Here is a 23,896-nt window from a genome sequence, read left to right on the forward strand (position 1 = left end):
TGGGCCGTGTGAACACGCTACGCTGCACCCAGGGTGGAAAATCGCACCCTGGCGACCAAGATTTGCACGGAGGCGACCACCTTTTGCCGTGGAGCATGCAATGCCGCAACTGATCCATTTTCTGTTGTTGCCAGGGTTTTCGGCGATGGGGTTCATCAGTGCCGTAGAGCCTCTTCGTGTGGCGAACCGTTTCAATGGCCCTTGTTATCGTTGGCAGGTGCTGAGCCTGGACGGTGGTGCCGTGCAGGCCAGCAATGGCATGTCAGTGAACGCCGACGCAGCGCTCGGGGCGGCCGAACCCTGTGGCATTGTGCTGATCGTGGCGGGCTTCGATCCGTTGGCCTGCTATGGGCCGGCACTGCAGCAAACGCTGCGTCGCCTGGACCATGAACGCGTCATCCTCGGCGGCATAGATACCGGAGCGGTGGTGTTGGCCGAGGCCGGCTTGCTCGATGGCCATCGCGTTACCCTGCACTGGGAAGCGTTGGACGCGTTCAAGGAAAACTACCCGAGCCTGCAGGCGACCCAAGAGCTGTTCGAAATCGACCGGCGGCGAATCACATGCGCCGGCGGCACCGCGTCGATCGACCTGATGCTCGACCTGATTGCCCGATCCCATGGCAGTGAATTGGCGGTGCAGGTGTCGGAGCAATTCGTGCTCGGCCGCATCCGGCCGCGCCAGGATCACCAGCGGATGCAGATTGCCTCGCGCTATGGCATCAGCAACCGCAAACTGGTGCAGGTGATCGGCGATATGGAAAAGCATACCGAGCCACCGCTCAGTACATTGGACCTGGCCGCACGAGCCATGATCACTCGGCGACAACTCGAGCGCCTGTTCAAGCTGTACCTGAATGAAACGCCGAGCGGCTTTTATCTGAGCTTGCGTCTGGACAAGGCGCGCCAGCTGCTGTGTCAGACGCAGATGAGCATTACGCAGGTCAGCGTGGCGTGTGGTTTCGAGCTGCCGTCGTATTTCACCCGCCGTTACAAGCGACGCTTTGGCCGCTGCCCACGTGAAGAGCGCCAGGCGCTCAAGCCACAATTGCCGGATCAGAGCTGATCCACATTGCAGAGCGCTTGCAGGCGCTTTTCAACTTGCGATCGCCTCGCCTCGAAAGCCTGAACATCAAGCTTCGCGCCCAGGTGGTGCAAATGCAGTCTCAGGTGCGTGCGAGGTGAGTCAGGGTCGGTTGCACAGCATAGGTAAAACACGATTGCCATATGGCTACCCTCGTCATCCAGGTCAAATTCGATGTGCATGTGCGAACTGGCCGAGGTGTTGCGCAACAAGGCGAGGTCTGGCTGTTTCAAACCATGGAGTATGTCGCTGGCAACCCTTCGGAACTTGAGGTTGCGCGCCTGGGGGGCGGGAATCCAGCCGGTGAAGACATCTTGAAACACGGCGTCCGTGGGGACGTAGTCGAGGCTCTTCGCTGTCCGCTGCACCAGTTCGACACCGCTGTCTTCCAGGCTCCGCAAGAAACGGCTGAACCAGCGCTGGCCGTCTTGCTGGCGATCGTACGTCTGGTTGGCCTCCAGCTGTGCCAGGCGAAGGCAGGCATGAAGGTCGTCCAAGGCGTGCGCGGCGGGTTTTGCGGGCATGCTTCTGGCCCCTCGCTGCAAATGTCGGAAGGGATACCCGACGCCGCCAGGGCGACGCCGGGCCCGGGTCAGATGTCCAGTGCCAGGATGTCGAACGCCTGGCTAGCCAGCTTCAGCCTCACGGTTTCGCGCATGGCGTTGAAGTGGCGAACGCTGAACGAGCCTTGCTGGGAAGCCCGGTAAACGCGGGTGTTCGACTTGTCGATAAGGCGACCGGCAGAACCAGCAGCTTTTTCAACCTTGTCATAGCTGAGCTGAACGCTGGTCATGTGCATGATCGGCAGCCCTTGCGGGGTCATTTCGCAAGCCGAAATCTGAATGGTGCTGGATTTGCCCGAAACGCTCAGGCTGCTCTCTTCGAGCAACTGCTGCGCCTTTGGCGTTTGCACGATCACTTCGAAAGAGCGCCTCACACAACGGCTCAGTCGATGGGTGCTGCCAATCTGCACGGTGACGATTTCAGGGGCCAGGGTGGCCAGGGTGTGGGTGTCCTTGTCGAGGGCTTCCTCTACATGGGCAGCGCCGGTCAGGGTCCAGCCGAACTTGCCTAGGCCATCGTTGTAGAAGTTGTACCACTCGCGCTGTTGGGTTTCTTTGTCGAACTTTTTGTTCGCCGACAAATTCATCAAGCGCATACCATCGAGCACGTCTTCGGCAACGCTGGCAGGTACATCCGGGGCAAAGATGCAGACGGTATTGGCGACCATGACGGCGCGTTCTTCGCCTTCCTTCTTCAGGGCAGCGATGGCGGTGTCCATGTCGGTTTTGCTGATGTTGGAGGTCATATCTTGGTTCCTGTTCAGTACATTCCGGCGCCTCGGGTGAGGCGCTTGGCATGCACTGTGGTTCGGATCGCCAAGACAGATAAGCTGAAAGCTTTTCCTGTTCAGCCGAAGCTTCTATTGCTGGCCGATAGACTGCAGGTACTCCGAGCGGTCATCGCTACGCTGCGCCACGCAGGTATCCCAGGCTGCCTGCAACGCTTTGCTGCCTGGCTTTTCGGCATAGGTTTCGACCTTGCAGTCGGCGTCACGCAGCTGGGTCCACAACTTCTCGGCAGCGTCCATTTTCCCAACAAGGGCACTCGCCTTGTCGCCATCGTCGGCATACTGGTCGCGAATGCGCTGAATCAAGTCGTCATACGCCGACTTCAATTCGCGCTCGGCGGTCTGCTTGTTGAACGCCGCACAGGCGTAGGTCTGCTGGTCAGTCTCGACGTTGTCGCAGGGGGTGCTTTCTTCTTCGCCGGCCTGTGCGCCCGACACCACGGCCAGCAATACCAGCCATGCCAATGACTTCATCCTTTTCTCCTTAACAAGGCTCACCCATCGGCTGGATTCTCGCTCAGCTACCCGCAAGACGATAGCTCTCTGACGAAATGTTCATCAAGCGGCGGCAGGTGCCGTTATCGCGACTGCCTCTCATTGCCGTACGGCGTGCCAGAGGGCGCGATGTCGCGCATTGACGCTTTCGGCAAACCCCCTGTCGTTTTTGCATCGGGGCGCTGCTGGGCACAGGCATATGCTGGCCTCAAAGCGCCGGCAGAAGATTCGGCGCAGCACAAGTCATTAAAGGGGACAGCCTGATGAGCCCAGCCGAACTTCACGCCGACAGCATCGTCATCGACGGCCTGATCATTGCCAAATGGAACCGCGAGCTGTTCGAAGACATGCGCAAAGGCGGTTTGACTGCGGCCAACTGCACGGTGTCGGTCTGGGAAGGCTTCAAAGCGACTGTCGACAACATCGCCGCCAGCCAGAAACTGATCCGCGAGAACAGCGACCTGGTGATGCCGGTACGCACTACTAGCGACATCCGCAAGGCCAAGGAGCTGGGCAAGACCGGCATCCTCTTCGGCTTCCAGAACGCCCATGCATTCGAAGACCAGATCGGCTATGTCGAGGTGTTCAAGCAGCTGGGCGTGGGCATCGTGCAGATGTGCTACAACACCCAGAACCTGGTGGGCACCGGTTGCTACGAGCGCGACGGCGGCCTGTCGGGCTTCGGCCGCGAGATCGTCGCCGAGATGAACCGCGTCGGCATCATGTGCGACCTGTCCCACGTAGGTTCCAAGACCAGCGAGGAAGTGATCCTCGAATCGAAGAAGCCGGTCTGCTACTCCCACTGCCTGCCTTCGGGCCTGAAAGAGCACCCGCGCAACAAGTCGGACGAGGAGCTGAAGTTCATTGCCGACCATGGCGGCTTCGTCGGCGTGACTATGTTCGCGCCGTTCCTGGCCAAAGGTATCGACTCGACCATCGACGACTACGCCGAGGCCATCGAATACACCATGAACATCGTCGGTGAAGACGCTATCGGTATCGGTACCGACTTCACCCAGGGCCACGGCCAGGACTTCTTCGAGTACCTGACCCACGACAAGGGCTACGCCCGTCGCCTGACCAACTTCGGCAAGATCATCAACCCACTTGGCATTCGCACTGTCGGCGAATTCCCCAACCTCACCGAGACCCTGCTCAAGCGCGGCCATTCCGAGCGCGTGGTCCGCAAGATCATGGGCGAGAACTGGGTAAACGTCCTTAAGGACGTCTGGGGCGAGTAAGCCGCTCTCCAAAGCCTGATAGCCCCTGCCAGCAACGCCGGGGCACCCACATAAAAATTTTCTGGAGTTGAGTTTCCATGGCCAAGATCGCCCCGCAATTGCCAATCGAAGTCGACAGCGAGACCGGTGTCTGGACCAGCGACGCCTTGCCGATGCTGTATGTGCCGCGCCATTTCTTCGTCAACAACCACATCGGTATTGAGGAAGTGCTGGGCGCCGACGCCTATGCCGAGATCCTCTACAAAGCCGGCTACAAGTCCGCCTGGCACTGGTGCGAGAAAGAAGCTGAATGCCATGGCCTGGAAGGCGTAGCGGTGTTCGAGCATTACATGAAGCGCCTGAGCCAACGTGGCTGGGGCCTGTTCGAGATCCAGGACATCGACCTGGATAAAGGCACCTGCAGCGTCAAGCTCAAGCACTCGGCGTTCGTGTACGTCTATGGCAAGTGCGGGCGCAAGGTCGACTACATGTTCACTGGCTGGTTCGCCGGTGCCATGGACCAGATTCTCGCTGCCCGCGGCAGCTCTATCCGCACCGTGGCCGAACAGGTCTATGGCGGTTCGGAAGAAGGCCACGAAGATGGCCTGTTCGTCGTCAAGCCGTTGTAAGCCGGAGAGAGCGTCATGGCATTCGAAGCAATGTTCCAGCCGATCCAGATCGGCAAACTGACCATCCGCAACCGCGTGCTCAGCACTGCGCACGCCGAGGTCTACGCCACTGACGGCGGCATGACCACCGACCGCTATGTGAAGTACTACGAAGAGAAGGCCAAGGGAGGTATCGGCCTGGCCATTTGTGGCGGCTCGTCGGTAGTGGCCATCGATAGCCCGCAGGAATGGTGGTCGTCGGTCAACCTTTCGACCGACCGCATCATCCCGCACTTCCAGAACCTCGCTGACGCCATGCACAAGCATGGCGCCAAGATCATGATCCAGATTACCCACATGGGCCGTCGCTCGCGTTGGGACGGCTTCAACTGGCCGACCCTGATGTCGCCGTCGGGTATCCGTGAACCGGTGCACCGCGCCACCTGCAAAACCATCGAGCCAGAAGAGATCTGGCGCGTGATCGGCAACTACGCGCAAGCCGCGCGGCGTGCCAAGGAAGGTGGCCTGGACGGCGTTGAGCTGTCGGCTGTGCACCAGCACATGATCGACCAGTTCTGGAGCCCGCGGGTCAACAAGCGTACCGACGAGTGGGGCGGCAGCTTCGAAGGCCGCATGAAGTTCGGCCTGGAAGTGCTCAAGGCCGTGCGCGCCGAAGTGGGTGACGACTTCTGCGTGGGCATGCGTATCTGCGGCGACGAGTTCCACCCCGATGGCCTCAGCCACGAGGACATGAAGCAGATCGCCGCCTATTACGATGCCACCGGCATGATCGACTTCATCGGCGTGGTGGGGTCCGGTTGCGACACCCACAACACCCTGGCCAACGTCATTCCCAACATGAGCTACCCGCCAGAGCCATTCCTGCACCTGGCGGCGGGCATCAAGGAAGTGGTCAAGGTGCCGGTGCTGCACGCGCAGAACATCAAAGACCCGAACCAGGCCACGCGTATTCTGGAAGGCGGCTACGTCGACATGGTCGGCATGACCCGCGCGCACATCGCCGACCCGCACCTGATCGCCAAGATCAAGATGGGCCAGGTGGACCAGATCAAGCAGTGCGTCGGTGCCAACTACTGCATCGACCGCCAGTACCAGGGCCTGGATGTGCTGTGCATCCAGAACGCCGCGACTTCCCGTGAATACATGGGCGTGCCGCACATCATCGAGAAGACCACCGGGCCCAAGCGCAAGGTCGTCATCGTCGGTGCCGGCCCTGCCGGTATGGAAGCGGCCCGTGTGGCGGCCGAGCGCGGCCACGATGTGACCGTGTTCGAGAAGAAAGACCAGATCGGCGGGCAGATCACCATCGCCGCCAAGGCCCCGCAGCGCGACCAGATTGCCGGTATCACGCGTTGGTACCAGCTGGAGTTCGCCCGCCTGAAGGTCGACCTGCGCCTGGGCACCGCCGCAGACGTGGCGACCATTCAGGACCTGCGGCCGGACATCATCGTGCTGGCCGTCGGTGGGCATTCTTACCTGGAGCAGAACGAGCACTGGGGCGCCGCCGAAGGGCTGGTGGTCAGCAGCTGGGATGTGCTCGATGGCAAGGTCGCGCCGGGCAAGAACGTGCTGGTGTACGACACCATCTGCGAATTCACCGGTATGTCGGTGGCAGACTTCATCGCCGACAAGGGCAGCCAGGTCGAGATCGTCACCGACGACATCAAGCCGGGTGTGGCCATGGGCGGTACTACCTTCCCGACCTACTACCGCAGCATGTACCCCAAAGAAGTGATCATGACCGGCGACATGATGCTGGAAAAGGTCTACCGCGAGGGCGACAAGCTGGTGGCGGTGCTGGAGAACGAATACACCGGGGCCAAGGAAGAGCGCGTGGTCGACCAGGTGGTGGTGGAGAACGGCGTGCGCCCGGACGAGCAACTGTATTACGCGCTGAAGGAAGGTTCGCGTAACAAGGGCCAGATCGACGTGGAAGCGCTGTTCGCCATCAAGCCACAGCCGATCCTTAGCCAGCCGGGCGAAGGTTACCTGCTGTACCGCATCGGTGACTGCGTGGCCCAACGCAACGTGCATGCGGCGATCTACGACGCTTTGCGCCTGTGCAAGGACTTCTGATCGCTCCGCCTCTCTAGAGGCGGGACTGGCCCCCCTGTAGGAGCGAGCGTAGCTCGCGATGGCGTCAGCCTTGGCACCCGGGTTGTCTGTTCGGGCGCTATCGCGAGCTTCGCTCGCTCCTACAGGGGTCCGCGTAGCCCTTGAGGCGGCGCAAGAATTCAGCTGTTGTGGGAGCCTCCCATGTTGAACACCCTTCTACCCATTTTGCTGTTCGCTGCCCTTGGCCTGGCAGTGCTCGGTGCCCTGCGCCGGGTGCGCATGTGGCGGCGTGGCCGGCCATCCAAGGTCAACCTGATCGGCGGCCTTCTGGCCATGCCGCGGCGCTACCTGGTGGACTTGCACCATGTGGTCGAGCGCGACAAGTACATGTCCAACACCCACGTGGCCACCGCTGGTGGCTTTGTCTTGTCGGCCGTGCTGGCGATCCTGGTGCATGGGTTCGGCCTGCAGAGCAAGATACTCGGCTACGCCCTGTTGATCGCCACGGTGATCATGTTCAGCGGCGCCATCTTCGTCTTCAAACGCCGCCTGAACCCGCCTTCGCGCCTGTCCAAGGGCCCGTGGATGCGGTTGCCCAAGAGCCTGCTAGTGTTTGCCGCAAGCTTCTTCATCGCCACTTTGCCGGTTGCCGGTATCCTGCCGGCCAACACTGGCGGCTGGGTCATGGTGGCCATTCTTGGCCTGGGCGTGCTGTGGGGTGTGTCGGAGCTGTTCTTCGGCATGACCTGGGGCGGCCCGATGAAGCACGCCTTCGCAGGTGCCCTGCACCTGGCCTGGCACCGCCGCGCCGAGCGCTTCGGCGGCGGCCGCTCCACCGGCCTCAAGCCACTGGACCTGGAAGACCCGAACGCGCCCTTGGGTGTGGAAAAACCGGTGGACTTCACCTGGAACCAGCTGCTCGGTTTCGACGCCTGTGTGCAGTGCGGCAAATGTGAAGCCATGTGCCCGGCGTTCGCTGCAGGCCAGCCGCTGAACCCAAAAAAACTCATTCAGGACATGGTCATCGGCCTGGCCGGCGGCAGCGATGCCAACTTTGCCGGCAGCCCGTATCCTGGCAAGCCGATTGGCGAGCACAGCGGCAACCCACATCAGCCAATCGTCAATGGCCTGGTCGACGCCGAGACGCTGTGGTCGTGCACTACCTGCCGCGCTTGCGTCGAGGAATGCCCGATGATGATCGAGCACGTCGATGCCATCGTCGACATGCGCCGCCACCTCACCCTGGAAAAGGGTGCGACCCCGAACAAGGGCGCCGAAGTGCTGGACAACCTCATCGCCACCGACAACCCCGGCGGCTTCGCCCCCGGTGGGCGGATGAACTGGGCGGCCGACCTCAACCTGCAGCTGCTGTCGCAGGTGCAGGCTACCGAAGTGCTGTTCTGGGTCGGTGACGGTGCCTTCGACATGCGCAACCAGCGCACCCTGCGTTCGTTCGTCAAGGTGCTCAAGGCCTCCGGCGTCGACTTTGCCGTGCTTGGCTTGGAGGAACGCGACAGCGGTGACGTGGCGCGCCGCCTGGGCGATGAAGCGACCTTCCAGCAACTGGCCAAGCGCAATATCCAGACCATGGCCAAGTACAAGTTCCAGCGCATCGTCACCTGCGACCCGCACAGCTTCCACGTACTGAAGAACGAGTACGGCGCATTGGGCGGTGAGTACCAGGTGCAGCACCACAGCACCTACATCGCTGAACTGATTGCGGCCGGCAAGTTGAACCTCGGCAAGCACAAGGGCGGCAGTGTCACCTACCACGACCCGTGCTACCTGGGCCGTTACAACGGTGAGTACGAAGCGCCGCGCGAAGTGCTCAAGGCGCTGGGTATCGAGGTACGCGAAATGCAACGCTCAGGTTTCCGTTCCCGTTGCTGTGGCGGCGGCGGCGGCGCGCCGATCACCGACATCCCTGGCAAGCAGCGGATTCCGGACATGCGCATGGACGACATCCGCGAAACCAAGGCCGAGCTGGTGGCCGTGGGTTGCCCGCAGTGCACTGCGATGCTCGAAGGTGTGGTGGAGCCGCGCCCACAGATCAAGGACCTCGCCGAGCTGGTGGCCGATGTGCTGCTCGAAGAGCAAACGCCTGCGGCCCCAAAGCCGCCAACGGTTAAACGCGAACCTGCGGAGGTGCATTGATGAGCGACATCATCCGCCGCGATCCACGCGCCGAGTGGATCGCCCGTAACCGTCTGCATCCGCTGCACGCGGCGATGCAGACGCAACAGACCCGCTGGATGGGCCCCAACGGCCTGATCCGCAAGAACCCCCATGCCATCGCCGCCGGGTTCATCGGCCCGGCCGGCCTAAAACGTATCGACCGCAGCGGCGCCCAGCAGGGTACCGGTGTTGGTGGGCGGCGTACGGCGGCTGCCGAAGTGCAACTGCCGCTGCACCAAGTGCCAGCGCCTGCGTTCTACGTTGCCGTGGTGCCGGATATGATCGGCGGCCGCTTGAGCAGCCACGACCGCGACTTGCTCGGCTTGGCCCATGGCCTGGCCGGCAGCGACGGCGCAGTGCTGGCGGTGGTGTTTGGGGAACATAAGGAAAGCAACTTTTCCACAGCCGGTGTCGATCGCCTGCTGGTCCTTGAAGGCGAGCAGTTTGAAGGTTATGCACCGGAGCAGCTGGTGCAGGGGCTGCGCGCTGTGGACAACCAGTTCGCCCCACAGCATTGGCTATTGCCCGACAGCCGCACAGGTGGCGGCGAACTGGGCCGGCGCCTTGGCGCGGCCCTGGGCGAACGCCCGGCCACGCGGGTCTGGCAGGTCAAGGACGGCCAGTGCATCGGCCGTGCCGGTGCCGGCCAGCAAGATCTGCAGCGCGCCGTACCACGCCTGATCCTGGGCGCGGCGGAGTGTGCCGAGCCAGTCAGTGAAACCCGTCACGAAGCGTTGCCGGTGGAGTTGTCCACAAGCGTAGTGCGCAGCCTGCCGCGTATCGAGGACTTGGGCGCTGTGGCAGTGGACCCTGCGACCATCGCCATGGCTGAAGCCGAGTTCATTGTTTCCGGTGGCAACGGCGTCAAGGACTGGGACCTGTACCACAAGGCCACCGCCGCCTTGGGCGCGACCGAAGGCGCCTCGCGGGTGGCGGTGGACGACGGCTTCATGCCGCGTAACCGCCAAGTCGGTGCCACCGGTACCTGGGTTACAGCACGAGTCTATGTGGCTGTGGGTATCTCTGGCGCGATCCAGCACCTGCAGGGCATCGGTGCCTGCGACAAGGTGGTGGCGATCAACATGGACCCTGGCTGCGACATGATCAAACGGGCTGACCTGTCGGTGATTGGCGACAGTTCGGCGATTCTCCAGGCACTGATCGAAGCTGTGGACAACTACCGCAGCGGCGGCCAGCGCGACGCGGCATAAGGGCACGAGCATGAGTACGAAAGTGATCAGCCTGGTATCCATCGGCGCACACCCAAGCTCCGGTCGCGCCCGCCGCGCCGAACAGGATTCCCGCGCGGTGGAACTGGGCTTGCAGTTGGCTGGGGATAACTTGCAGGTGGTGCATGCCGGCGACCCTAAGCAAGAGGCCCTGCGTGCCTACCTGGGCATGGGCCTGGAGCATCTGGACGTGCTGGAACAGCCAGTCGGTGCGGATGTGCTGGGCGTGCTGGGCGATTACCTGCGCGATGCTGGCGCCCAGTTAGTGCTGACCGGTAGCCAGGCTGAAACCGGGGAAGGTTCGGGCATGCTGCCGTTTCTATTGGCGGAAAAGCTTGGCTGGCCCCTGATTGTGGGGTTGGCTGAGGTGGAGTCGATCGACAATGGGACTGCTCAAGTGCTGCAAGCGCTGCCACGCGGCCAGCGCAGGCGGCTGAAGGTACGCCTGCCGCTGCTGGCGACTGTGGATAACGCAGCACCCAAACCACGGCAAAGCGCCTTTGGCCCTGCGCGGCGGGGGGTATTGGCGGCGCGTGACGTTGCGATTGTCGAGGACGAACTGTTGGCCGATGCTCAGTTGCAACCAGCCCGCCCTCGGCCCAAGCGCTTGAAGGTGATCAAGGCCAAGAGCGGGGCCGACCGGATGAAAGCCGCAACGGCCAAAGCAAGCGGTGGTGGCGGTAAGGTGCTGAAGGATGTTTCCCCGCAGGAAGGTGCCGAGGCGATCCTCAAGCTGCTGGTAGAAGAAGGCGTTCTACGCTGAATGTGTGGTTAGGGATTGATGAGCGGCCTGTGTGCGCTTGGTTTCATTTGGCTGAGGCTGGGTGGACTCGATCTGAGTAGCCGTCACGCACCAAAGCGCTTTATTCACAGGCCATAGCCCTTATCCGCTAATGGCGCGATACCCGAAGTTTTTTACCCACAATCGCTGTTAGCCGGTCTGTGGATAATCTGTTCAGTAGCGACTGCGAGCCCTTAAGAGCGAGGCTTGGGGAGAATCGATCAAAAAATGATCAAAGGGCAGTGAAATGCTGGTCAAAGATAAAATTACGGTTCACAAAGCGCTTATCCACAGGTGCGTGGTGGTTAGCGTGATCGTTGTTCACAAAGTCTGTTGGTGTCTCTGTGGACAAGATGTACGAAGTAGGCTGTAGCCCTCACCACATCAGGGTTGCGCGGATTTGATCAAATTATGATCAGGTGTGTGGGAGCATGGTATCTCCGGCAGCGGAAACAATGAAGTTAAGTGCTGCAAGCGCTGTGTATAAGTCCTGCATACCTAGCAATTCTGCCAGTTGTCGAAAATGCTCGAGTTGGATAGGTTTACCAAAGATTATCGCTTGAGCATCGATCATGCACGGCACGCTAAAGGCCACATGTATCCAGGGCCGGGGAGTTTCGAGGGCCTATTCGCCGTATGGGGCGTACCGGGCGATCGATGGTGGATGCCTGGCTTTCACTGGCCAATTGTTCGATTCTCACGTTGGCGGCTACCACCTGGGTAATGGCCGACGAACCTATAACCCGGTGCTGATGCGTTTTCACTCCCCTGACTCTCTCAGTCCCTTTTCCACAGGCGGGCTGAATGCCTATGCCTACTGCGCTGGTGACCCAGTCAACCGGGTAGACCCCAGTGGCGCGAGCTGGCTAAGCCACTTGATAACCGGCGTCAGAGTGCTTTCAAGTACGGTAACGGCGGGTGGGGCCGTGTTACGCACGGCGAGAAATGTGGTCAATCGGCTGGAAAGCCAGCATTCGGGCACTCTTTTGGTTAAGCCGAGCTTCAGCCAACGTGTAGGTAACATTGCTTTCGCCTGGACAGGCGTGCTGGGCGTTGGGAGCGCGGTAGCAGCCCCTATCCAAAGCGGGTCGGTGAGTAATGTGTTGACCAGTACCAGCCAACGCTTGGGTATGAGCAATGTGCTCGGCAATATTGCGGGTGGCATGTTCTCCAATAGCGGAGTTGCACAGGCGGTTTGGCGTGGGGTGGGGCGGCCAGGCGTGTCAGCGGGTAGGGTGGCGTGGGAGACTGTTTATGAAGTCACAGGCGCCAGGATGGCGGTTGAGGGGGCGACCTATTTGTGGCGCGGGGCCGGGGTCTTGGGCATGCATATCAGGGCGGCGTACAACGCTGCGACGGACGCTTGGCGTAATTGGGGTGCGCGGCAATCATCCGAGGCTGAACCCGTGACGACAATCTCCATCAGGGAAACATCTTTGTGATTCAGTAAGGCTGTTTGATCACGGGTTTGGCTAAAGGACCTGATATTTTTGCCAGTTCTGGTGGGGCGGTGCAGGGCTTAGTATTGGGGCTGTCATCTTTCCAGCGAGAGCCGGCATGGCCACGAAAACGCGGTGTCTGGCGGTAGATAGGCAATGTACGGTCCTAGCTGGCGAGAGCGGCATCACTCGGCGTTATACGGTGTATGGCGCGCTTGCCAGCAGCGATTGCCTGATCACAGGGTTCACCGGAGAAAACCGTGATCCAGTGACCGGTTGCTACCACTTGGGCCAGGGCTACCGAACTTACAATCCGCACTTGATGCGGTTCCATTCCCCGGATGATCTCAGCCCATTTGGGCTGGGTGGCATCAATGCATATGTCTATCGTGATCCAGTCAACGCTCGGGACCCCTCGGGCCATTCACCGATAACTATTTCGGCATTCACCCAACGGATCATGACGGCGAGCTTCGGCAGTGTCTCGGTGGTTAAATCCTTGGTGAGCAAGGTCCCCTCTACTGGGCTGGAGATACTCATCTCCCGGCTCACCTTTGGGGGAGGAGCATTGTCCATAGCAGGCGCAACGGCCCAAGCGGCGGGTTGGGGTCCGGGGACGTTCGTATCCAACGTCGGTGTTGTTGTCGCAGGCACAGGCCATGTCCTTCAGCTCGCAAAAGCATTCTATGTCGGGCGAAACCAGATCTACGAGAATGTGACTGGCAACTTACGTAGTCTGATAGGTATGAAAGCGAAGGGCACGGATCATATGGTGAGTAGGCCGGCCCCATCGGCGCCGCCACCAACCCCACTTCCGCAGATGCCTGATCCTCCAGGTTTTCGGCCAAGTATGACGAGTGGTCTGTCCTATAACTCTGATTCTCCAAATGTGTCCCAGCGGTCTGCTCCTGCACAGCTGTCCTCAGGGAGTGGTGATGAGGCCTATGTTTCACGGAAATTTTCGCAACCACCTAACTCGGACATGTCGGGCAAGGGGCAGATGCAGAGGATCCGAAAATCCATCTGAATAGAAAGGGGCATAAAGGCCAAGCCATTCTCAGGTCCGCTGTATCAACGCCCTGAGCTGTGTCGCACATCACGAACCCTCCGTGATGTGCGATGCTGCCCAGGTTACTGAGCCTTCACCTCTGTCAGGTACGGAGCAGGTTCAGCGCCAAGATTGGCCAGCATGCGATTGCTGTACCAGTCAATGAAGTTCACCACGCCGAACTCGTAAGTTTTCGAATACGGCCCAGGCTGGTAGGCGGTGGAGTTGATGCCACGCTGGTTCTCTTCGGCCAGCCGGCGGTCCTGGTCGTTGGTCGCGTCCCACACCTTGCGCATGCGCTCTGGATCGTAGTCCACACCTTCGACGGCATCCTTGTGCACCAGCCATTTGGTGGTGACCATGGTTTCTTGCGCGCTGATCGGCCACACGGTGAACACGATCATGTGGTCGCCCATGCAGTGGTTCCAGGAGTGCGGCAGGTGCAGGATACGCATCGAGCCCAGGTCTGGGTTCTTGATCCGGCCCATCAGCTTCTGGCAAGCCTGCTTGCCGTCCATGGTCATCGACACGGTGCCCTTGAGCAGCGGCATGCGCACGATGCGGTTACGCAGACCATGGCTTTTGTGCAGGTAAGGGATCTTCTCGGCTTCCCAGGCGGCGGCAGAGGCGGCCACGTGGTCCTTGAAGGCCTGGTCGGCACGCGGGTCGTTGGTGTCGTCCCACTCCAGCAGGGTTTGCAGCAGCTCTGGGTGGGAGCCTGAGCAGTGGTAACACTCGCGGTTGTTTTCCAGCACCAGCTTCCAGTTGGCCTTTTCCATCAAGGTGGTTTGCACCGCCACCTTGGTGTTCTCCATGTCGTACGGTTCCATGTAATGGTCCAGGGTGGCTAGGAACTCGTCGATCGCTGGCGGGTTTTGCGCCAGGCTGATGAAGATGTAACCCCCAGCGACCTTCACGTTCACAGGCTTGAGGCCGTACTGCTTCATGTCGAAGTCGGCGCCCATCTCGGTGCCGGCGAACAGCAGCCTGCCGTCCAGTTCGTAGGTCCATTGGTGGTAGTGGCAAACCAGCTTGGCCACCTTGCCTTTATCGCTGACGCACAGGCGCGAGCCGCGGTGGCGGCACACGTTATGGAAGGCATGCACCTTGCCTTCGGCACCGCGCACCACCAGGATCGGGTTGTTGCCGATCTGCAGGGTGATGTAGTTGCCCTTGGCCGGGATCTCGCAGGTCATGCCAGCGATCAACCATTCTTTCTGGAAGATCTCCTGCATGTCGATCTGGAACAGACGCTCGTCGTTGTAGAACGGCTGGGGCAGCGAGTAGGTACGCTCGCGGGTCTGCAGCATCTCGGCAGTGGCCTTGCGTGCAGGTTCCAGTGGATCGCCCAGGCTCAGGGTTGCGGTGACGTCCATCGTGTATTCCTCGGGGCCGTGTGCGGCCGGCAAAAGGTGGCTAATCGTTGTGGTGGTGCCGCAAGGCTGTCTGTTGAAAAACAGCGGATTGTTTTGCCGTGGAGTGTGCGTCCGAAGGCGCCGCGAACCGTATCCATGGGCGACATGGCCGATTTGAATTACGACGCGCCAGCCCTTGTAGTGCGGGGCTGGTCGCGATAAGCACGCCGATGTCGCTGGCAGGAATGTACGTCGTCGCAAGCTTGCGCATCATCCCAGCCATAAAAAGGCCAATCGTCGGCCGCTGGAGATGAACATGTCTGATACCTTCCTCAATCCGGTCACCACTCAGACCTGGGCCAACGGCCGCCACATCGTGCGCTGCGTCAAGGTCATCCAGGAGACCTGGGACGTGCGCACCTTCTGCTTCATGGCCGACCAGCCCATCATGTTCTTCTTCAAGCCAGGGCAGTTCGTCACCCTGGAGCTGGAAATCGAAGGCAAGCCGGTGATGCGCTCGTACACCATCTCAAGCTCGCCGTCGGTGCCTTACAGTTTCTCGATCACGGTCAAGCGCGTGCCGGGCGGGCTGGTGTCCAACTTCCTCCACGACACCATGCACGAGGGCGCCGAGTTGCCGGTGCACGGCCCGGTGGGCCTGTTCAACGCCATCGACTTCCCTGGCGCCAAGGTGCTGTACCTGTCCGGCGGTGTCGGCATTACCCCGGTGATGTCGATGGCGCGCTGGTTCTATGACACCAACGCCAATGTCGACATGGTGTTCGTGCACAGCGCCCGTTCGCCGAAAGACATCATCTTCCATCGCGAGCTGGAGCAGATGGCCTCGCGCATTCCCAACTTCAGCCTGCACATCGTGTGCGAGAAGCACGGCCTGGGTGAGCCGTGGGCCGGCTATCGCGGCTACCTCAACCAACGCCTGATGGAACTGATCGCGCCGGACTACATGGAGCGCGTGGTGTTCTGCTGCGGCCCGACACCCTATATGAATGCGGTCAAGCGCATGCTCGAAGCGGTCGGCTTCGACATGAGCAACTACCACGAAGAATCGTTCGGGGCTACACCGCCAGAGGCCAAGGCCGATGCGGTGGAGCACGCCGAGCAGGCTGCCGATGCGCCGGAGCTGGATGTATCGCAGCTCAACCTGGTGGAGTTCATCGGCAGCGACAAGAGCATCCGCGTAGCCCCTGGCGAGACCGTGCATGCAGCGGCGGCCAAGGTAGGGTTGATGATCCCCAAAGCCTGCGGCATGGGTATCTGCGGCACTTGCAAGGTACTCAAGCTGGGTGGCGAAGTGGAGATGGAGCACAACGGTGGTATCACCGAGGACGACGAAGCCGAAGGCTACATCCTGTCGTGCTGCAGCGTGCCTAAAGGGGATGTGCGCATCGATTACTGATCGGCCGGGCCGTGGTTGGGTTGAATAAGCCACGGCTTAACTGACCGGCGGTTGATCCAGGTCGGAACAAGGGGCGCGATACCCTGTCAATCTGCGGTGAAGAAACCTTGAGAATCCGATATTTAATGGCGGGGGCTCACGCTTTTCTTTATCGTGTGCGCCCTTTGCAACAACCCGAGATATACCCATGCTGGAAACCTCCCTGAATCAACTCGAGCAACTGGTCAGCGACCTGATGCAGAAAAACGCTCAACTCACCGAGCAGAACACCACCCTCGGCCAGGAACTGGCCCAGGCCAAAGAAGAGAACGAAACCCTGCAGCTGTCGCTGATGGAGCAGGAAGAGAAGCAAGGCGCCACCGCCGCCCGTATCCAGGCGCTGGTCGAGCGCGCCAGCGCAGGTGTCGTTGGCGCATGAGACTGCAAGCGCAGCCGATCAATGTCGTGTCTATTCTTGGCAACGACTATTCGATCAAGGCGCCCGAAGGCCAGGAAGAAACCTTGGCCCAGGCCGTGCGAATGCTCAATACCGCTCTGGCCGAAACCAAGCGTTCCTACCCCACCTTGATCGGCGACAAGTTGCTGGTGCTTGCTGCATTGAATCTGTGTTCCAAGCAAATTGCCCAGCAGCAAGAGCACCAACAGACATTGGCGCGAACCCAGGCGCAGATCGATGCCACGGTCGACGCCATCGTCAAGACTATCGCTGAGTCCTGACCCGCTTGGGGGCCGCATGGCGGCCCCATTGTCCTGGATCAGTGGATTAATTGCATACGAGATCGTATACACTTCGCGCAAAACAATAATGTGCGGGGGCGGGGTATGCGTATCTGGCGTAGCAGTATCCAGTGGCAATTGATTGCGAGCATGGGCGCTGCCCTGCTGGCCAGTATTCTGGTGGTGGTGATCATCTTCACGCTGACGCTCAACCGCCTGACCGAACGGTATCTGGTGGACACGGCGTTGCCGGCCAGCATCGAAGCAATCCGCAACGACATCGAGCACATGCTCGGCAAGCCCTTGGTGGCAGCAGCCGACATCGCTGGCAACACCTTGCTGCGAGACTGGCTCGCCGGCGGTGAAAACCCTGCCCAGGCTCCCGGCTTCATCGAATACCTGCAAGCGTCACGGCAGCGCAACCAGGCCTTCACCACCATGTTCGCTGCCACCGCCACGGGGCACTACTACAGCGAAAAGGGGCTGGACCGCACCCTGAGCCGCAGCAACCCCAAAGATTCCTGGTTTTATGGGTACATCGATAGCGGTGCCGAGCGCCTGGTCAATATCGATATCGACGGCGCTACCGGCGAGCTTGCGCTGTTCATCGACTACCGCGTGGAAAAGGACGGGCAGTTGGTGGGGGTGGCGGGTATGGGGCTGCGCATGAGCGAGTTGTCCCAGCTGATTCACGACTTCACCTTTGGCCAGCACGGCAAGGTGTTTCTGGTGCGCAACGACGGCCTGATTCAGGTGCATCCGGATAACGCTTTAAGCGGTAAGCGCCAGCTTGCAGAGCAGGTTGGCAGTGAGGCAGCGCAGACCTTGATGGCTTCGGCGGGCAAGCTGCAGAGCAGCCGCTTCAGCCGTGATGGCCAGACCTATGTGGCCCTTGGCCTACCGCTGCGGGACTTGAACTGGACACTGGTGGCCGAGGTGCCGGAAACGGAAATCTACGCGCCAATGCGCCAGGCGGTGTGGCTGACCAGCCTGATCGGTGGCGCGGTTGCACTGGCGTCGCTACTGCTGGTGGTACTGCTGGCGCGCGGCCTGGTCAGGCCTATTCGGCGGGTCACCGATGCGCTGGTGCAGATTGGCAGCGGCAGCGGCGACCTCAGTCATCGTTTGGACGATGCCCGCCAGGATGAACTGGGTGACCTGGCGCGGGGGTTCAACCGTTTCCTCGACAGCCAGCGTGGCCTGATCGGCGAGGTGCTGCATACCAGCGAACGCCTGCATCAAGCTGTCGCCCAGGTGGCCCAGGTAGTGGATAACACTGCTGAGCGCTCCGGGCGTCAGCAGGAAATGACCGAAATGGTTGCCACCGCGGTGCACGAGATGGGCCTGACCGTGCAGGACATTGCCCGTAATGCCGGTGATGCGGCCCAGGCGTCGCAATCGGCGCGGGATGAAGCGTTGCAGGCGCGCGAAGTGGTGCGGCGCTCCATCGAGGGTATCGAGGGTATGTCAGGTGATATCGGCATGGCTGCCGAAGCGGTGAGCCAGTTGGCCGACGAAGTTGCCTCGATCGACGAAGTATTAGCGGTGATTCGTAGTATTTCCGAACAGACCAACCTGCTGGCCTTGAATGCCGCCATCGAGGCGGCCAGGGCAGGGGACATGGGCCGTGGGTTTGCTGTGGTGGCCGATGAAGTGCGTACCCTGGCCCGGCGCACGCAACTGTCCACCGATGAGGTGCAGCAGATGATTCAGCGCCTGAAGCAAGGCGCAGGCTCTGCCGTGAGCTCGATGCAGGCCGGGCAGCGCGCGACCGGCAGTGGTGTGGCGTCGAGCCAGCGTACTGGGGCATCGCTGGGCGCGATTACCGATCAGGTTGAACACATCAGCGACATGAATCATCAGGTGGCAACGGCAACCGAAGAACAGTCGGCGGTGACCGAAGAGATCAACCGGACGGTTCAGGGCATTTCCGACCTGGCGCGGGACACCGCTGCCGAGGTACAGGGTTGCCGTGAGCAGTGCCAAGCGTTGCGCACACTGGCCGATGACCTCGCGCGGCAGATGGGTGGGTTCAAGCTTTAGGTTGCTGGAGCGGGTGTGTGGGGTTTTTGCGACACGGAGACGCTCCGGGGGCTTGGCTTGGGATTTTTTGTGGTGCAGAAATTCCCAAGCCAAGCCCCTAGATCGCGCGCCCCCTGCAGGAGCTGCCTCGTGTCGCAAAAAGAGAGCGAAACCCCCTCAGCCCTCTGTCAGGCGCCGATGATGCTACGGATATCCGCCGCCAGCTCACGCACCCGCTCTTGCTCGGTATCCCACGAGCACATGAACCGCGCGCCACCACTGCCAATGAAGGTATAGAACCGCCAGCCCTTGGCCCGCAGTGCTTCAATCGCAGGCTCCGGCATTTGCAGGAACACCCCGTTGGCCTCTACCGGGAACATCAATTCTACCCCCGGCAGGTCAGCGACCAGCGATGCCAGCAACTGCGCGCATTGGTTGGCGTGGCCGCCATGACGTAACCAGGCGCCATCTTCCAGCAAGCCCACCCACGGCGCCGACAAAAAGCGCATCTTCGAAGCCAACTGCCCGGCCTGTTTGCAGCGGTAGTCGAAGTCTTCGGCCAGCTGGCGGTTGAAGAACAGGATCGCCTCGCCCACCGCCATGCCGTTCTTGGTACCGCCAAAGCACAGAACATCGACGCCTGCCTTCCAGGTCAGCTCGGCTGGGCTGCAGCCGAGGAACGCGCAGGCGTTGGTGAAGCGTGCGCCGTCCATGTGCAGGTTCAGGCCCAGCTCCTTGCAGGTGGCACTGATGGCCTTGAGCTCGTCAGGGCGGTAGACGGTCCCCACCTCGGTGGCCTGGGTGATGGTGACCACCCGCGGTTTGGGGTAATGGATGTCTTGACGCTTGAGCGCCACTTCGCGAATCGATTCGGGCGTCAGCTTGCCATTGACGCTGCCTGCGGTCAGCAGTTTGGAGCCGTTGGAGAAGAACTCCGGCGCGCCGCACTCGTCGGTTTCGACGTGGGCGGTCTCGGAGCAGATCACGCTGTGGTAGCTCTGGCACAGCGAGGCCAGGGCCAGGGAGTTGGCGGCAGTGCCGTTGAAGGCGAAAAAAACTTCGCAGTCGGTTTCAAACAGCTTGCGGAAGTATTCCGAGGCGCGCTCGGTCCACTGGTCGTCGCCGTAGGCGCGGTCGTGGCCGAGGTTGGCCTTTTCCATCGCGGCCCAGGCTTCGGGGCAGATACCGGAATAGTTGTCGCTGGCGAATTGTTGGCTTTTGTCTGTCATCACACGGTCCTGTGTACGGCGCAGAATCGCACTCTAAACCATCGCTTCGCAGCTTGCCTATACAAGTTGTACGTTGGCAGACAATGGGGGTCTGGGTTACCCCGTTCGCTATACCGGTAAGCCCCTAGGGTCAGCTCAAAGGTCGAACAAGCACTACGAGCGATGCATACGCGGGCGGGACGACGACGATTTGGCGGACGGCAATCTGGAAGTACTGGCCATCTTCCTGGTATACCGAGCCGGTCTTCAACCGCAAGAAGGTGTCGGCCAGAGGACCATCATCCATTTCATATGCAGGCTCGCCGAGGAGCCCTTTAATAACCACTACTCCAGTTTCGCCTTGTTTGGGCGGACGATGGTGTTGTACCTGCTGAGACGGTTGCTGTGCACCGTGGTCAGGCATGGAGTAAACCGAGTTCAGCTCCCATGTAATTTGTTCGTCGTTTATCGTTACGCGATGAACGATAGGGGACGAAATTACATATTGTGGATGGGAGTCCGTATCGGTTGAATGCATCAGAAGCGTTTTTACATCAGGGTCGGTGATGGGAGCATTCATATAGAAGAATTCAATATCGTCGATCATTACGATGTCCTCTCGAACGTAGGATTGATAGGCGGGTCATAAAGAACTGCCATCCTCTATCCGCTGATGCCGATATGGCCCCACGCAGTACAGTGTATGAACACTGGCGCCGATATTGAACTGTCAAAAATGTCAGTTTTGCGCGGGCCTCAACGGGATTTGCCTAACTTGTTAATTGCGCGTTAGGCGTAATAAAACAATGGCCTTGCAGCATTCTTTGGAGTAAATCCTATCTGTTTGATTTACAACTTATGAAACTTCAGCTACGGCCACATTTGTTAGAGCCTCGGGCGTTGCTCGTTATGCTCACCACCCGATGCATCCAGGACGCTTGCATGCATCCCTCAGTTGAGCATCCGCGCGGTCGAGCGGCGCTCCCCGCGTTCAACGCGAGGCCAGCGCTTGCCCCTCTTGCGCAACCAATGTCGTAAACGCGCCATTGCAAGGCGTGCGCAGGCATCTGACCCACCCCGGCCAGTCATACCATCGCCACAAAGGGCCACAGTGCCCTACGACAAAAAACGATCGCTGCCGGGAGATACACGATGTTCAGCAAGCAAGACCAGATCCAGGGTTATGACGATGCACTGCTGGCGGCGATGAATGCCGAAGAACAGCGTCAGGAAGATCACATCGAACTGATCGCTTCGGAGAACTACACCAGCAAGCGCGTCATGCAGGCCCAGGGCAGCGGCCTGACCAACAAGTACGCTGAAGGTTACCCAGGCAAGCGCTACTACGGTGGCTGCGAGCACGTCGACAAAGTCGAGGCGCTGGCCATCGAGCGCGCCAAGCAACTGTTCGGTGCCGATTACGCCAACGTTCAGCCGCACTCCGGTTCCTCGGCCAACGGTGCCGTCTACCTGGCCCTGCTGCAGGCCGGTGACACCATCCTGGGCATGAGCCTGGCCCACGGCGGCCACCTGACCCACGGCGCCAAAGTGTCGTCCTCGGGCAAGCTGTACAACGCAGTGCAATACGGCATCGACACCAATACCGGCCTGATCGACTACGACGAAGTCGAACGCCTGGCTGTCGAGCACAAGCCGAAGATGATCGTTGCCGGTTTCTCGGCCTACTCCAAGACCCTGGACTTCCCACGCTTCCGTGCCATCGCTGACAAAGTGGGCGCACTGCTGTTCGTCGACATGGCACACGTTGCCGGCCTGGTTGCCGCTGGCCTGTATCCCAACCCGATCCCGTTCGCCGATGTGGTCACCACCACCACCCACAAGACCCTGCGCGGGCCACGTGGCGGCCTGATCCTGGCCAAGGCCAACGAAGAAATCGAGAAGAAGCTCAACGCCGCCGTTTTCCCAGGCGCCCAGGGCGGCCCGCTGATGCACGTGATCGCCGCCAAGGCCGTGTGCTTCAAGGAAGCACTCGAACCTGAGTTCAAGAGCTACCAGAAACAAGTCATCGAAAACGCCCAGGCCATGGCCCAGGTGTTCGTCGACCGCGGCTACGACGTGGTTTCCGGTGGCACCGACAACCACCTGTTCCTGGTCAGCCTGATTCGCCAGGGCCTGACCGGCAAAGATGCCGACGCCGCCCTGGGCCGCGCGCACATCACTGTCAACAAGAACGCCGTGCCGAACGACCCGCAGTCGCCGTTCGTCACCTCCGGCCTGCGCATCGGCACCCCGGCTGTCACCACTCGCGGCTTCAAGGTCACGCAATGTGTGGCCCTGGCCGGTTGGATCTGCGACATCCTCGACAACCTCGGTGACGCTGACGTCGAAGCCGATGTGGCGAAGAACGTCGCGGCGCTGTGCGCTGACTTCCCTGTTTACCGCTGAGTGGAGTAAACGACCATGCAACGCTATTCGGGCTTCGGCCTTTTCAAACACTCCCTCAGCCACCACGAGAACTGGCAGCGCATGTGGCGCACGCCGACCCCTAAAAAGGTCTACGACGTGGTTATCGTCGGCGGTGGCGGCCATGGCCTGGCCACGGCCTACTACCTGGCCAAGGAGCATGGCATCACCAACGTCGCGGTGATCGAGAAGGGTTACCTGGGCGGCGGCAACACTGCCCGTAACACCACCATCGTGCGCTCCAACTACCTGTGGGACGAATCGGCGCACCTGTACGAGCACGCCATGAAGCTGTGGGAAGGCCTGTCCCAGGACCTGAACTACAACGTGATGTTCTCCCAGCGTGGCGTCTACAACCTGTGCCACACCCTGCAGGACATGCGTGACTCCGAGCGCCGCGTTTCGGCCAACCGCCTCAATGGCGTGGATGGCGAGCTGCTCAACACTGCCCAGGTCGCGGCCGAAATCCCGTACCTGGACTGCTCGAAAAACACCCGCTACCCGATCCTCGGCGCGACCGTTCAGCGCCGTGGTGGCGTTGCCCGCCACGACGCTGTGGCCTGGGGCTATGCACGTGCCGCCGACGCCCTGGGCGTGGACCTGATCCAGCAGACCGAAGTGATCGGTTTCCGTAAGGAAAACGGCGCGGTCATCGGCGTGGAAACCAACAAAGGCTTCATCGGCGCCAAACGTGTGGGCGTGGTCACCGCCGGTAACTCCGGGCACATGGCCAAGCTCGCCGGCTTCCGCCTGCCGCTGGAATCGCACCCGCTGCAAGCGCTGGTATCGGAACCGATCAAGCCGATCATCGACTCGGTGATCATGTCCAACGCCGTACACGGCTACATCAGCCAGTCCGACAAAGGTGACCTGGTGATCGGTGCCGGTATCGACAGCTGGGTCGGCTATGGCCAGCGCGGTTCGTACCCGGTGATCGAGCACACCCTGCAGGCCATCGTCGAGATGTTCCCCAACCTCTCGCGCGTGCGCATGAACCGCCAGTGGGGCGGCATCGTCGACACCTCGCCGGACGCTTGCCCGATCATCACCAAAACCCCGGTCAAGAACATGTTCTTCAACTGCGGTTGGGGTACTGGCGGCTTCAAGGCGACCCCAGGTTCGGGCAACGTCTTCGCCGCGAGCCTGGCCACGGGCGAAATGCACCCACTGGCCGCGCCATTCTCCATGGACCGTTTCTACAACGGCGCACTGATCGACGAACACGGCGCCGCCGCCGTCGCCCACTAACC

At 60.8% G+C, this 23,896-nt stretch carries 21 protein-coding genes; 15 read left to right on the plus strand and 6 right to left on the minus strand.

All coding sequences use genetic code 11. From position 1 onward, the window contains the following. Positions 1 to 100 precede the first annotated feature (100 nt). Positions 101 to 1,063, plus strand: coding sequence for a GlxA family transcriptional regulator (locus J5M56_RS12185; RefSeq protein ID WP_060478327.1), 963 nt, complete (start codon positions 101 to 103; stop codon positions 1,061 to 1,063). Here J5M56_RS12185 and J5M56_RS12190 read toward each other — a convergent pair. The 3 genes from J5M56_RS12190 to J5M56_RS12200 all read right to left on the minus strand — a co-directional run bounded on the left by J5M56_RS12190 (position 1,054) and on the right by J5M56_RS12200 (position 2,906). After that, the gene (locus J5M56_RS12190; protein ID WP_207936992.1) at positions 1,054 to 1,605 is read right to left on the minus strand and encodes a hypothetical protein; all 552 of its coding nucleotides are present in this window, start codon (positions 1,603 to 1,605) and stop codon (positions 1,054 to 1,056) included. The two genes, J5M56_RS12185 and J5M56_RS12190, sit on opposite strands and share 10 nt — an antisense overlap. 68 nt (positions 1,606 to 1,673) lie before the next feature. Beyond that, positions 1,674 to 2,390 carry a hypothetical protein gene (locus J5M56_RS12195; RefSeq protein WP_081016646.1) on the minus strand — a complete coding sequence of 239 codons (717 nt, stop codon included), beginning with the start codon at positions 2,388 to 2,390 and terminating at the stop codon, positions 1,674 to 1,676. Between the two features lie 114 nt (positions 2,391 to 2,504). Then, a complete protein-coding gene (locus J5M56_RS12200; RefSeq protein ID WP_186478423.1) occupies positions 2,505 to 2,906 on the minus strand; it encodes a lysozyme inhibitor LprI family protein in 402 nt (133 codons plus the stop codon). Between the two features lie 284 nt (positions 2,907 to 3,190). On the opposite strand from J5M56_RS12200, the gene J5M56_RS12205 reads away from it, so the two are divergent. From J5M56_RS12205 to J5M56_RS12240, 8 genes are all read left to right on the plus strand, one after another. Next, positions 3,191 to 4,168: a dipeptidase gene (locus tag J5M56_RS12205; protein ID WP_060478330.1), complete on the plus strand. Its 978-nt coding sequence runs from the start codon at positions 3,191 to 3,193 to the stop codon at positions 4,166 to 4,168. Positions 4,169 to 4,245: 77 nt separating this feature from the next. Continuing rightward, positions 4,246 to 4,776 (plus strand): DUF5943 domain-containing protein, encoded by a 531-nt coding sequence (locus J5M56_RS12210; protein WP_060478331.1) that lies wholly within the window; start codon positions 4,246 to 4,248, stop codon positions 4,774 to 4,776. Between the two features lie 15 nt (positions 4,777 to 4,791). Then, entirely contained in the window at positions 4,792 to 6,852 is a 2,061-nt protein-coding gene (gene dgcA / locus J5M56_RS12215; protein WP_186478424.1) for a dimethylglycine demethylation protein DgcA, read from the plus strand. A gap of 180 nt (positions 6,853 to 7,032) precedes the next feature. Then, on the plus strand, positions 7,033 to 8,985 hold the full coding sequence (gene dgcB, locus J5M56_RS12220) for a dimethylglycine demethylation protein DgcB (RefSeq protein WP_207936994.1): 1,953 nt from the start codon (positions 7,033 to 7,035) through the stop codon (positions 8,983 to 8,985). Continuing rightward, positions 8,985 to 10,217, plus strand: coding sequence for an electron transfer flavoprotein subunit alpha/FixB family protein (locus J5M56_RS12225; RefSeq protein ID WP_207936996.1), 1,233 nt, complete (start codon positions 8,985 to 8,987; stop codon positions 10,215 to 10,217). The genes dgcB and J5M56_RS12225 overlap by 1 nt, the downstream gene beginning before the upstream one ends. Before the next feature lie 10 nt (positions 10,218 to 10,227). Next, positions 10,228 to 10,998 carry an electron transfer flavoprotein subunit beta gene (locus J5M56_RS12230; protein WP_207936998.1) on the plus strand — a complete coding sequence of 257 codons (771 nt, stop codon included), beginning with the start codon at positions 10,228 to 10,230 and terminating at the stop codon, positions 10,996 to 10,998. Positions 10,999 to 11,588: 590 nt separating this feature from the next. Continuing rightward, positions 11,589 to 12,458, plus strand: a complete 870-nt coding sequence (locus J5M56_RS12235; protein WP_207936999.1) for an RHS repeat-associated core domain-containing protein — start codon at positions 11,589 to 11,591, stop codon at positions 12,456 to 12,458. 115 nt (positions 12,459 to 12,573) lie between these two features. Continuing rightward, positions 12,574 to 13,482, plus strand: coding sequence for an RHS repeat-associated core domain-containing protein (locus J5M56_RS12240; RefSeq protein WP_207937001.1), 909 nt, complete (start codon positions 12,574 to 12,576; stop codon positions 13,480 to 13,482). Positions 13,483 to 13,586: 104 nt separating this feature from the next. Here the strand turns inward: J5M56_RS12240 and gbcA are convergent, their stop codons facing one another. Then, positions 13,587 to 14,879, minus strand: coding sequence for a glycine-betaine demethylase subunit GbcA (gene gbcA / locus J5M56_RS12245; protein ID WP_207937002.1), 1,293 nt, complete (start codon positions 14,877 to 14,879; stop codon positions 13,587 to 13,589). A 295-nt stretch (positions 14,880 to 15,174) separates the two neighbouring features. Between gbcA and gbcB the strand changes: the two genes are divergently transcribed. From gbcB to J5M56_RS12265, 4 genes are all read left to right on the plus strand, one after another. After that, complete coding sequence (gene gbcB, locus J5M56_RS12250) at positions 15,175 to 16,275, plus strand: glycine-betaine demethylase subunit GbcB (protein WP_207937003.1); 1,101 nt, start codon at positions 15,175 to 15,177, stop codon at positions 16,273 to 16,275. A gap of 187 nt (positions 16,276 to 16,462) precedes the next feature. Beyond that, complete coding sequence (locus J5M56_RS12255) at positions 16,463 to 16,693, plus strand: hypothetical protein (RefSeq protein ID WP_060478339.1); 231 nt, start codon at positions 16,463 to 16,465, stop codon at positions 16,691 to 16,693. After that, complete coding sequence (locus tag J5M56_RS12260) at positions 16,690 to 16,992, plus strand: cell division protein ZapA (RefSeq protein WP_060478340.1); 303 nt, start codon at positions 16,690 to 16,692, stop codon at positions 16,990 to 16,992. The genes J5M56_RS12255 and J5M56_RS12260 overlap by 4 nt, the downstream gene beginning before the upstream one ends. 105 nt (positions 16,993 to 17,097) lie before the next feature. Continuing rightward, entirely contained in the window at positions 17,098 to 19,035 is a 1,938-nt protein-coding gene (locus J5M56_RS12265; protein WP_186478430.1) for a methyl-accepting chemotaxis protein, read from the plus strand. 167 nt (positions 19,036 to 19,202) lie between these two features. On the opposite strand, the gene J5M56_RS12270 is transcribed toward J5M56_RS12265, so the two are convergent. Together J5M56_RS12270 and J5M56_RS12275 are read right to left on the minus strand one after the other, a co-directional pair. Further along, positions 19,203 to 20,243 carry a low specificity L-threonine aldolase gene (locus J5M56_RS12270; RefSeq protein WP_060480497.1) on the minus strand — a complete coding sequence of 347 codons (1,041 nt, stop codon included), beginning with the start codon at positions 20,241 to 20,243 and terminating at the stop codon, positions 19,203 to 19,205. A 130-nt stretch (positions 20,244 to 20,373) separates the two neighbouring features. Continuing rightward, positions 20,374 to 20,829 (minus strand): hypothetical protein, encoded by a 456-nt coding sequence (locus J5M56_RS12275; RefSeq protein ID WP_186478431.1) that lies wholly within the window; start codon positions 20,827 to 20,829, stop codon positions 20,374 to 20,376. A 545-nt stretch (positions 20,830 to 21,374) separates the two neighbouring features. Here J5M56_RS12275 and J5M56_RS12280 point away from each other — a divergent pair. Both J5M56_RS12280 and J5M56_RS12285 read left to right on the plus strand, forming a co-directional pair. After that, positions 21,375 to 22,628 carry a serine hydroxymethyltransferase gene (locus J5M56_RS12280; protein ID WP_186478432.1) on the plus strand — a complete coding sequence of 418 codons (1,254 nt, stop codon included), beginning with the start codon at positions 21,375 to 21,377 and terminating at the stop codon, positions 22,626 to 22,628. Positions 22,629 to 22,643: 15 nt separating this feature from the next. After that, entirely contained in the window at positions 22,644 to 23,894 is a 1,251-nt protein-coding gene (locus J5M56_RS12285; RefSeq protein ID WP_060480494.1) for a sarcosine oxidase subunit beta family protein, read from the plus strand. Positions 23,895 to 23,896 lie beyond the last annotated feature (2 nt).

Origin of the sequence: Pseudomonas sp. 51_B (assembly GCF_017491595.1) — a bacterium.
In the GTDB taxonomy this organism is placed as follows: Bacteria; Pseudomonadota; Gammaproteobacteria; order Pseudomonadales; family Pseudomonadaceae; genus Aquipseudomonas; species Aquipseudomonas promysalinigenes.